We start from the raw sequence: 11,154 nt of genomic DNA on the forward strand, positions 1-11,154 counted from the left end.
TCCTTGCCGCATTCCTGCCGGAGTGCGGCATTCTGTGACCAGAATGCGACAGGTGGGCGCCCGAAACATTGCTGACCGCTAATGTTCGTTGACCGCCGTGACCCTACCCCCGTAACTCCGCCGTAACCGGCGACGGCTCCGTCTCCGGGACCGATCTCTTTTTGTGGGGAGCGGCCGTCCCGAGGGGCGGGTCCGCTGGAGGATTCAAACCGTGAAATTCAATTCCAAGCGGGAACGCCTTCTGGCGTCTTCGATCATCTGCGGCGCGGCCCTGCTGGGCCTGGCGTCGCAAGCCGCGGCCCAGACCGAAGGCGGCGAAGTCGCCGAAGTGGTCGTCACGGGCACGCGGATTCCGGCGCCCAACCTCGAGAGCATCAGCCCCGTCCAGGTTGTGGGCGCGCAGGAAGTGGTGCTCGGCGGCCGCCCGGTGACGGCGGACATCCTGAACACGCTGCCGCAGGTGAGCCAGAACAGCCAGACCGGCCTCGGCTCGACCTCCAACCCGCTGTCGGGTCCGGGTGGCGTCGCCACGGTCGACCTGCGCGGCCTGGGTCAGCAGCGGACCCTGGTGCTCGTCGACGGCCGCCGTCTCGGCATCGGCGACCCCAACACGGGCAACCCGAACCCCTCGCCCGACATCAACCAGATTCCGTCGCAGCTGATCCAGCGCATCGACGTTCTGACCGGCGGCGCCTCGGCGACCTACGGCTCGGACGCCGTCGCGGGCGTGGTCAACTTCGTCATGAAGCGTGACTTCGAGGGCGTGCAGATCGACGCGCAGTGGGGCGTCTACCAGCACAACCAGCACAACGAACTGGTGCAGAACCTTCTCCGCACCAACTCGAGCCCGATCGTGGTTCCCGACAACGCCTGGGACGGCAAGTCGCGCGACCTCAGCATCATCATGGGCACGAACTCGGGCGACGGCCGCGGCAACGTGACCGCCTACTTCACCTACCACGACCAGGATCCGGTGACGCAGGGCAAGCGCGACTACGCGGCCTGCCAGGTGAACGTCAGCGCCGCCGGCGTGCCGGCCTGCGCGGGCTCGAGCAACTCGAACCTCTTCTACCTGTCGAGCGGTCTCGGCGGCCAGTTTGCCGTCAGCGGCAACAACTTCGTGCCGTACAACCCGAACGGTCAGACCACGCCTCCGCCGCGGTTCAACTCGAACGAGTACGCCTATCTGCTGCAGCAGAGCACGCGCTACACGGCCGGCTTCTTCGCCAAGTACGAAGTCAACAAGCACGTCGAGTTCTACTCGGACTTCGGCTTCATGAACGACCGCACGAACGTGCAGATCGCCCCGACCGGCCTGTTCCAGGGCAGCGGCGCGACCGACACGGGCGGCTTCCTCGTCAACTGCAACAACCCCTTCCTCAGCGCCCAGCAGCGCGGCGCGATCGGGTGCACGGCCGCCGAGATCGCCTCGGGCGCGACGAAGGACCTGTACATCGGACGCCGCAACATCGAGGGCGGCGGCCGTAACGCCTTCTACGAGCACCAGAACTACCGGATCGTCGGCGGCATGCGCGGCGAGATCACCGGCCCGTTCAGCTACGACGTCTATGGTTCGTACTACTACACGAGCCTCTATCAGGCGTCGCAGAACTACCTGTCGATCTCGCGCCTCCAGAACTCGCTTCTGGTGAACCAGGGCCCGAACGGTCCGGTCTGTCAGTCGGGCGGCGGCTGCGTGCCGTACAACATCTTCCGCGACGGCGGCGTGACGCCTGAGGCTCTCGCCTACCTGGACGTCACCGGCACCTCGCGCGGCAGCATCGCCCAGCGGATCGTGGAAGGCGTGGTCACGGCCGACGACCTGGCCCAGTACGGCTTCAAGAGCCCCTGGGCGGAAGACGGCGTGGGCCTCGCGGTGGGTCTGCACATCCGTCGCGACCACCTCGAGTACGCGCCCGACGTGGCCCAGCTGAGCGGCGACCTGTCCGGCGCCGGCGGCGCCTCGGTCACGGTGGACAACAGCCTCAGCGTCACCGAAGGGTTCGGCGAAGTCCGCATCCCGCTGGTCCAGGACATGCCGTTCGCGCAGGACCTGACCGCCGAGGGCGGCTACCGCTACTCGGACTACTCCACGGGCGTCGACGCGAAGACCTGGAAGCTGGGCCTGCAATGGTCTCCGGTGCAGGACATCCGCTTCCGCGGTTCGTACCAGAAGGCGATCCGTGCGGCCTCGATCCTCGAGCTCTACACGCCGCAGTCGGTGACCAACACCAGCCAGGTGTCGCAGGACCCCTGCGCGGCGGGCGCCGCCAACCCGGCGACGCTGGCCCAGTGCCAGCTGACGGGCATCACGGCCGCCCAGTACCTCGTGATCCCGAACTGCCCGGCGGGCCAGTGCGCGGTGCTCACCGGCGGCAACCCGGCCCTGGCGCCGGAGCGGGCCAAGACGCTGTCGCTCGGCTTCACGGCCACGCCGTCCATGCTGCCCGGCTTCACCGGCAGCATCGACTACTACCGGATCAAGCTGACCGACACGATCGGCGCGATCCCGCTGGGCGTGATCCTGAACCGCTGCCTCACCACCGGTGAGCAGGCGTTCTGCTCGCAGATCGTCCGCGCCACCAACGGCACGCTGTTCGGCACCAGCCAGGCGACCGGCGGCTACATCAACGGTTCGAGCGTCAACATCGGCGCCGGCACCACCGAAGGCGTGGACGTCCAGCTCGGCTACAACCTCCCGCTCGAGGACTGGGGCGTCGACAGCTGGGGTCGGATCAACGTCAGCCTGTACGGCTCGTACCTGATCAAAGCGACGACCGTGCCGCTCCCCGGCGATCCGGCCTACGACTGCGCCGGCCTGTTCGGCCCGCAGTGCCAGACGATCAACCCGCGCTGGCGCCACACGATGCGCATCAACTGGACGACGCCCTGGGACGCCACGGTGTCGCTGGCGTGGCGCTACATCGGCGAAGCCAAGAACGAGACGGACACCGACGAACCCACGATCGGCAACGGCTCGACCTTCCGCGATCGCTTCAACCACAAGCTGCCGGAGCGTAGCTACATCGACCTGGCCGCCACGTGGCGCGTGAACGACATGTTCACCCTCCGCGGCGGGGTGAACAACGTGTTCGACCAAGATCCGCCGCTGGTGCGGAACGGTGTGGTCGGCACGGGTCTGCCGAACACCTTCCCGACCTACGATCTGCTGGGCCGGAAGCTGTTCGTGGGCATCACGGCCGACTTCTAAATCGCCAGACACAAGGCGACGGTCGGGGCGGCAGGGCAACCTGCCGCCCTTGCCATTTCTGATGGATGGGCGCGTGATGCCGCGGCATGGGCGCTGCACTGATCGTACCCTGTCCGGTCCGCCGCAACCTGTTCTTGGGCGCGATCGGCGCGTGGCTCTGCGCCTCATCCTCCCAGGCCGCGCCGGTCCATCCGACCGATGTCAGGCCTGTCGGCGACGACGCTCCGCCGCAGGCGGTCGGCTTCGATTCTGCCCTGCGGATGACCGTGCCGGTACGTATCGGCGGCGCAGGCCCCTTCGAGTTTGTCGTCGATACCGGGGCCAACCGGTCGGTTGTAGCGGTCGAACTTGCGGAATCCCTCGGGCTGCCGCCCGGCCCGACGCTTGAGGTGCATGGCGTCGCCGGGCGCGAGCCTGCGCGGACGGCGCACGTGGACGTGCTGGGGGTCGCGGGGGTCACCGCGCGTGGCCTCGTCTGCCCGATCCTGCCGCGGGAGAGGCTGGGCGCTGACGGCCTCATCGGGGTGGATGTCCTGAGGGGCCGGCGGGCCTTGCTCAATTTCCGGAGTCGCGAACTCCGGCTGTTCGCGAGCCAGTCCCACTTCGAAAGAGGCGGCGGCGCGACCAGTCGCAGCATCGGTCGCGTTCAGGACAGCGCTCTTGGCGTGCCGGTGGCGGTGCCGGCGCGCTATCGACTCGGGCAACTCATCATCGTCGGCGCGGCCGTCGGGCGCTGGCCGGTCACCGCCTTCCTCGACACGGGCTCGCAGAGCACCGTGGCGAACCGCGAAATGGGTCGTCTGGTCACGCGCGTCGCGCCGGGGCCGGTGCGCTTCCGCTCGCCCGTGATCGGAACCACCGGGCAGGTCCTGGATGGGGAGGTGGGGATGACCCCTCAGCTGCAGATCGGCGGGCTCTCCATCACGCGCCTGCCGACGGTGTTCGCCGACCTGCACGTCTTCGACCTGTGGGACCTCACCGACCGGCCAAGCCTGCTGATTGGGATGGACGTGATGCGCCAGTTCAATGCCGTGGAACTGGACTATGGCCGCAAGCGCGTAGTCTTCTATCTCCCGGCTTAGGCCGCGGTGTGACGGAGGTCTGCAGTGAACGGTTGGAAGGTCGGACAGATGAAGGTGACGGTGGGCGGCTACGTGCCCGCCGCGAAGGCCGCGCCAAACCCGAACGTGCGCAGTCCGCTCGCCGACCAGGCGATGCTGCAGCAGATCCAAGCCGCCGCTCAGGGCGGTGATTTCGCCCGCGCCGCCACCCTCGCCGACCAGGCGCTGACCGGCGGTCTCGAACACCCGATGGTGCTCAACCTCGCGGCGCTGAAGTACGAGCAGGAGGGCCGTTTCGACGACGCCCTGAAGGTGCTGGGCCGCGCCGTCGAACTGGCGCCGCAGGATATTGGCGCGCGGAACGCCATGGGCCTCGTGCTCACCCGCAGCGAGCGCTACGGCGAGGCGCTGGCGGTCTTCGAGGGCGTCTGCGCCATGGCGCCCGACTTCGCCGGGTCGCACTGCGCCCGGGGCGCTTCGCTGGAGGCCATGGGCCGCTACGGAGAGGCCGAAGACGCCTACAGGCGCGCGCTCGATCTACAGCCCGACAACCTCGGCGCCATGCAGGGTCTCGCCAACATGCTCTCGCAACGCGGCGCGCACGCCGAGGCCCGCCGGCTGGCGGAAGAAGTCCTCGAGGCAGCGCCCGAGTTCCCCGACGCGCTCAAGGTGCTGGCGGCGGCGGACGCGGCGAAGCGTTAGAGCGCAGTCCGAAAACCTGGAACGGTTTGCGGATCCAAGCGCGCTCAAGCCGTCGATCTAGAGCCTCGTTTCACCGGATCGGCATGGGCGCCAGCACCGTGCCGCCGCCTTCGCTCCTGAGCCTGGCCTCGGCGACCTGGTCCAGGACCGCCTGCGCGCGGGGGTCGCCGAAGATCCAGGCGGCGGCGGCCAGGGTCCGGGCGGACGCGGCGGAGACGCCGAGGGCCTTCTGCAGAGCCTCGAAGGCGCCCTCGGTGGGCGTCATCCGCCGGATCGGTACGTCGCCCTCCAAGCGGGCCAGCTGCTTGGCCTTGTCGACCGCCTGGTAGAAGCCGCCGACCTCGTCCACGAGGCCGAGGCTCCGGGCCTGGGCGCCGGTCCACACCCGGCCCTTGGCGATCTCGCGGACGCGCTGGACGGGCAGCTTCCGACCCGCCGCCACACGCGCGACGAAGCTTTCGTAGATGCGGTCCATCCAGCCCGAGAAGGCGGCGCGCTGGTCGGCGGTGAAAGGCTGGCTCACGCCGAACGCCCCGGCGTACTCGCCGCCGACGCCTACGGGGCGTATGTCGACCCCGAAGCGGGCCGCCGCCTCGCCCAGCGCGAACTTGCCGCCGAAGACGCCGATCGAGCCGGTGAGGGTGGTCGGCTGGGCGACGATGGACGAAGCTTCGGACGCGATCCAGTAGCCGCCCGACGCGCCGTAGGTGCTCATGGACACGACCACGGGCTTGCCCTTCGACTTGGCGAAGCGGATGGCGTCGAGGATCTGCTCCGAGGCCGTGTCGGAGCCGCCGGGAGAGTTCAGGCGCAGGACGATCGCCTTCACGGAATCGGCCTTCGCGGCGCGGACGACGGCCTTGGCGATGTCGTCCGAGTAGATCGTCGCGCCGCCGGTGAAGGGGTTCGAGCCACGGTCGCGGCCGGTCACGATCGGGCCTTCGGCCTCGATCAGGCCGATCGCGTCGCCGACGGGCCGCCGGTCGCTGGGATCGTCGGCATAGTCGTCGAAGTCGATGAGCCGCGCGCCGTTCCCGGCCTTGTCGAGGAGCGCCTGCTGGACCTCGCGGACCTGGCCCACGCCGTCGATGAGGCGCAGCCGCAGCGCCTCCTGCGCGCCGTGGGGGCCGGCCTCGAGGTTCCGGCGCAGGACGGCGGGGTCCGCCTTGCGGTCGGCGGCCGCGAACGCGAGGTTCGACGCGTACACCGACCCCATCCAGGACAGCGTCGCCTCGCGATGCGCCGGGGTGAAGTCCGACTGCATGTAGCCGTTGACGGCGTTCTTGTACTCGTAGCGCTGCTCGAACTGCGGGACGACGCCGTACTTGTCGAAGAAGCGCTTCAGGAACAGCTCCTCGGTGGCCAGCCCGGTCACCTGGAGGGACGCGCCGGGCTGCATCCAGAACTGGTCGGCGGCGCGCCCGAGCATGTAGGCCGTGGTGCCGATCCCGGCGGGGTAGATCCCCTGGCTGTGCGCATAGACGGGCTTGCCCGACGCCCGGAAGTGGTTGAGGCCGAGGCGGATCTCGTCGGCCATGCCGGGCTCGAGCCCGCCTTCGGGCAGCCGCACCAGGACGCCCTTGACCCGGTCGTCGCGCTCGGCGCGGCGGAGGGTCTCGACGATCGACATGACCGAGGTCGAGTTGCGCCCGATGCCCCAGAGCGGGTTGTGCGGCGCCTGGTCGGTGAGCGGCCCGCGCAGGTCCAGCTCGAGCACAGTCCGGCCGGGGATCGGTTCGGGCGCGGTGGCCGAAAGCGCCATGGTGACGAGCACGACCGGTACGAAGACCATGAAGAGAACGAGGCCCGCGAAGACCCCGGCCATCGTAAACAGGAACTGCTTCATCGTGGCCCTTGCCCGCGCCCGAGCGCGCTCCGGCGCTCTCGCATACATTGCGCCCCGGCGGAAGCGTTCAGGGGTCGAACTCCGCCACCAGGTGGCCCGGAGCGACCTCCCTCAGCGCCGGCGGCGGCACGGGCGCCGAGGGATCGGCCGGCAGGCGCGACGGCAGGAACCGGAACGCCGCCAGCGGGTCCATCGGGCTGGGCGGCTCGCCGGTCAGGCGCAGGCGCTTGCGGGTGCGCTCGATCGCCGGATCCGGAATCGGCGCCGCCGAGAGCAGGGCCCGGGTGTAGGGGTGCTGCGGGGCCTGCCAGATGCGGTCGCGGTCGGCCAGCTCCATGACGCGGCCGAGATAGAGCACCATCACCCGGTGGCTGATCTCGCGCACCACCGCCAGGTCGTGGCTGATGAAGATCATCGAGAGCCCGAGGTCGGTCTGGAGCCGGATCAGCAGGTCGATGATCTGGGCGCGGATCGAGACGTCGAGGGCCGAGACGGCCTCGTCGCAGATGACCAGCCGCGGCTTCAGGATCATGGCCCGGGCGATGCCGACCCTCTGGTTCTGGCCGCCCGACAGCTCGTGCGGGTAGCGGTTGATGAGGTCGGGGTCGAGCTCGACCTTGCGCATCATGGCCCGCGCCTCGGCCTCGCGCGCCGCGGCGTTCAGGTCGGGGCGGAAGGCCGTCAGGGGCTCGGCGATGGAGGCGCCGATGGTCATGCGCGGATCCAGGCTGGCGAGCGGATCCTGGAAGACGATCTGGAGATCCTTGCGCGCCGCCCGCATCGCAGCGCGGTCGGCGTGGGTGATGTCGCGGCCCATCAGGGTGACCGCGCCCTCGCTGGCGGGCCAGAGGTTCAGCACCGCGCGCGCCAGGGTGGACTTGCCCGACCCGCTCTCGCCCACGATCCCCAGCGTCTCGCCGCGCCGGACCTGGAACGAGACGCCGTCGACCGCCCGCAGCATGCGTGGCCGCCCGAAGAGGCCCTCGCGCAGGGGGAACCAGACCTTGACGTCGCGGCCCTCGACCACGGTCTCGGCGTCGGGCGCCACGGGGACCACCTCGGGCCGTCCGCCGCGGTCGGCGCGGTCGAGCCGCGGGATCGCCGCGAGCAGCGCGCGTGTGTAGTCCGTCTGCGGACTGGCGAAGAGGTCCGCGGCCGAGCCGGCCTCGACGTAGGCGCCGTCCTTCATGACGCAAACCCGGTCGGCCAGGCGGGCGATGACCCCCATGTCGTGGGTGACGAGCACGAGGGCGGCGCCGGTTTCCCGGGTGAGTTCGGCCATCAGGTCGAGGATCTCGGCCTGAACCGTCACGTCGAGCGCGGTCGTGGGCTCGTCGGCGATCAGCAGCTCGGGGCCGGGCGCCATGGCCGCGGCGATCATGATCCGCTGGCGCATGCCGCCGGACAGCTCGTGCGGATACTGGTCCAGCCGCCGCGCCGCGTCCGGGATCCGCACCCGCTCCAGCCATTCCAGCGCGCGCCGGCGGGCGTCTGCGGCCGACAGGCCGAGGTGCAGTCGCAGGGGCTCGGCGATCTGTTCGCCGATCTTCACGTGCGGGGTCAGCGCCGTCAGCGGATCCTGGAAGATCATGGTCATCTTCGACCCGCGCACCCGGTTCAGCGCGCGCGGCGACAGGCCCAACAGTTCCTGGCCCTGCAGCTTCGCGGACCCGGAGGCGCTGCCGTTGCGGGCCAGCAGGCCCATGACCGCCATGAAGGTCTGGCTCTTGCCCGACCCGCTCTCGCCCACGACCCCCAGGGTTTCGCCCCGCGCGACGTCCAGCGACACGCCACGGACCGCCCGGACGAGGCCGTCGTGGGTGGTGAAGTCCACGGCGAGGTTCGAGATCGAGAGGACGGGCGGATCGGCCATGGGGCACAGCATAGCGGCGGTCGGCGCGCTTGGCGCGGCCGACCGCCGGCCGGGTCAGTCGCCGCGCGACGCGGCGGCGCCGGCGTCGAAGGCGCGGGCGAAGGTGTCGAGCAGCTGGACGCCCCAGCCTTGCGCGCCCCTGGGCGTGGTCGGGCTGTCCCGGTCGATCCAGGCCACCGACGCGATGTCGAGGTGCGCCCAGGGGGTCTCGGGATCGGCGAAGAACGCGATCACGTGGGCGCCGACGCCGGCGCCGGCCGAGCCGGTCCCCTCGGCGATGTCGCGGATGTCGGCGATCGGGCTCTCGGTGTCCTTGGCGTAGCTGGGGTGCATCGGCAGCCGCCAGACGGGCTCGCCGCTCTGGCGCGCGGCGGCCTCGATCTGACCGGCGAGGCCCTCGTGCCGCGTGAAGAGGCCGGCGTACTCGTCGCCCAGCGCCTGCCCCACCGCACCGGTGAGGGTGGCGAGGTTCACGATGGCGGCGGGCTTGAACCGGCTCTGCGCGTAGGCCGTCGCGTCGGCCAGGACGATGCGGCCCTCGGCGTCGGTGTTGAGGCGCTCGATCGACTTGCCGTTCATTGCCCGGACCACGTCGCCAGGCCGCGCCGCGGCGCCGTCCGGCATGTTCTCGGCCAGGGCCGCGATGGCCACCACGTGGACGGGGGCGCCGGACTTCGCGAGCGACAGCACGCCGCCCACCGCCGCGGCCGCGCCGGCCATGTCCGTCTTCATGCGCCACATGCCCGAGCCGGGCTTGATGGAGACGCCGCCGCTGTCGAAGGTGATGCCCTTGCCGGTGAAGACGATCGGCGGGCCCTTGGCGCCCGGGGCCTTGTACTCGACCACCAGCATGCGCGGCGGCCGGGGCGAGCCCTGGCCCACGGAGAGGATGGCGTTCATCCCGAGCTTCTGCATCGCCGGCGCGTCGAGCGCCTCGACGGTCGTGTTCGCGATGCCGCGGAACGCCGCCCGGGTGCGCTCCACGAACACCTCCGGATAGAGGATGTTCGCGGGCTCGGTGACGAGGTCGCGGGTGAAGGCCACGGCCTCGGCGACGGCCGCGCCGCGCGCCTGGAAGGCCTCGCGCGCGCCGGCGGCCGTCGGCGCCACCACCACCAGGGGCTCCGGGCGCTGCGGGCGCGGCGCGGCCTTGTAGTCGGCGAAGCGGTAGGACCCAAGAGCGGCGCCGACCGCCACCTCTGCGGGATCGCCCAGCCCCTCGGTCAACAGGGCGACGCGGCCCTCGGCCTTCGCGGTCGCGCCGGCCGCCGCGCCGCCCAGCCTGCGGAGATCGACGGCGGTGAGCGCGCCCGGACGCTCCGGCTGGACGCCGAGGACGACGATCTCGTCGTGGGCGGACAGGCCGCGCAGGCTGAGCGACGCGCCGGCCTTGTAGTCGAAGCGCGCGCTGGCGAGGGCGCGGGCCACGGCGGCCCGGACGGCGGGGTCGAGGCTTCGGCCGCGGGCTTCCAGGTCGGCCGCGGAGGCGAGCGGCAGGACCAGGGCGCCGGCCCGGGCCGGGGCGTCGGTGGAGAACTCGATCGGACGCGCGTCGGCGGCCGTCGCGCCGAGCGCGAGGACGAGGACTGCGGACAGGAGACGCATGGATGACTCCGAATGGGGTTGCTGACGCCCGGTAAAGCAGGGCTTGGGCCCCTTCGCCAAGCCCTGTCGGCCGCGGAGCTGCGGGTGGGGCCGGACGGACGACCGGCGGCGCGCTTGCCTTGCCCGCTGGCCTCCCACATCCTTAGCTTTCGAATGATCGAGCCCGACCTCTTTGCCCGCGAGGACGACGCGGCCCACCCGGCCAGCCTGTCGGAGGCCTACCGGTCGACCGCCCTGCGCTCGCCGGGCCATCGCCCGATCCGCATTCCCCAGACCCTCACCGAGACCTCGGGCTTCACCGACTGGTCCCAGGCCTGCGCGGTCGGGTCCGCCGACCTGACGCGGACGGCGGGGGGGGAGGCGATCGGCCAGCGCATCCTCGTGGCGGGACGCGTCCTGGACGAGGCGGGCCGGCCCGTGCCCCGCACGCTGGTGGAGGTCTGGCAGGCCAATGCCGCGGGCCGCTACGCCCATGCGCGCGACCAGTGGGACGCGCCGCTGGACCCGAACTTCACGGGGGCGGGGCAGGTGGTGACGGATGACGACGGCCGCTACGCCTTCGAGTCGATCCGGCCGGGCGCCTATCCCTGGGGGAACCACGAGAACGCGTGGCGACCCGCCCACATCCATTTCTCGCTGTTCGGCCCGGCGTTCGCCACGCGGCTGGTCACCCAGATGTACTTCGAGGGCGACCCGCTGATCGCGCTGGACCCGATCGCCCAGTCCGTGCCCGCCGGCGCGCGCGACCGGCTCGTGGCGCGGTTCGACCTGGGGCTGACGCGTCCGAGCTACGCCCTGGGCTATGTGTTCGACATCGTCCTGCGCGGTCCTGCCGCCACGCCCACGGAGGCCTGAG

General features: G+C 71.0%; 7 protein-coding genes. 4 read left to right on the plus strand and 3 right to left on the minus strand.

Features of this window, described 5'->3' with window-relative positions; genetic code table 11:
- Positions 1–211: 211 nt before the first annotated feature.
- The 3 genes from AC2D8W_RS07215 to AC2D8W_RS07225 all read left to right on the plus strand — a co-directional run bounded on the left by AC2D8W_RS07215 (position 212) and on the right by AC2D8W_RS07225 (position 4,974).
- Positions 212–3,211: a TonB-dependent receptor domain-containing protein gene (locus AC2D8W_RS07215; RefSeq protein ID WP_484670966.1), complete on the plus strand. Its 3,000-nt coding sequence runs from the start codon at positions 212–214 to the stop codon at positions 3,209–3,211.
- Between the two features lie 86 nt (positions 3,212–3,297).
- A complete protein-coding gene (locus AC2D8W_RS07220) occupies positions 3,298–4,293 on the plus strand; it encodes an aspartyl protease family protein (protein WP_484670967.1) in 996 nt (331 codons plus the stop codon).
- Positions 4,294–4,317: 24 nt separating this feature from the next.
- The gene (locus AC2D8W_RS07225; protein ID WP_484670968.1) at positions 4,318–4,974 is read left to right on the plus strand and encodes a tetratricopeptide repeat protein; all 657 of its coding nucleotides are present in this window, start codon (positions 4,318–4,320) and stop codon (positions 4,972–4,974) included.
- 70 nt (positions 4,975–5,044) lie between these two features.
- Here AC2D8W_RS07225 and sppA read toward each other — a convergent pair whose 3' ends face one another.
- From sppA to AC2D8W_RS07240, 3 genes are all read right to left on the minus strand, one after another.
- Positions 5,045–6,820 carry a signal peptide peptidase SppA gene (gene sppA, locus AC2D8W_RS07230; protein ID WP_484670969.1) on the minus strand — a complete coding sequence of 592 codons (1,776 nt, stop codon included), beginning with the start codon at positions 6,818–6,820 and terminating at the stop codon, positions 5,045–5,047.
- Between the two features lie 67 nt (positions 6,821–6,887).
- Positions 6,888–8,693, minus strand: coding sequence for an ABC transporter ATP-binding protein (locus AC2D8W_RS07235; protein WP_484670970.1), 1,806 nt, complete (start codon positions 8,691–8,693; stop codon positions 6,888–6,890).
- A 54-nt stretch (positions 8,694–8,747) separates the two neighbouring features.
- Complete coding sequence (locus tag AC2D8W_RS07240; protein ID WP_484670971.1) at positions 8,748–10,298, minus strand: leucyl aminopeptidase family protein; 1,551 nt, start codon at positions 10,296–10,298, stop codon at positions 8,748–8,750.
- A gap of 153 nt (positions 10,299–10,451) precedes the next feature.
- Between AC2D8W_RS07240 and pcaH the strand changes: the two genes are divergently transcribed.
- Positions 10,452–11,153: a protocatechuate 3,4-dioxygenase subunit beta gene (pcaH, locus tag AC2D8W_RS07245; protein WP_484670972.1), complete on the plus strand. Its 702-nt coding sequence runs from the start codon at positions 10,452–10,454 to the stop codon at positions 11,151–11,153.
- The last annotated feature ends 1 nt before the right edge of the window (position 11,154 follow it).

It is taken from the genome of Phenylobacterium sp. T106, assembly GCF_057219735.1.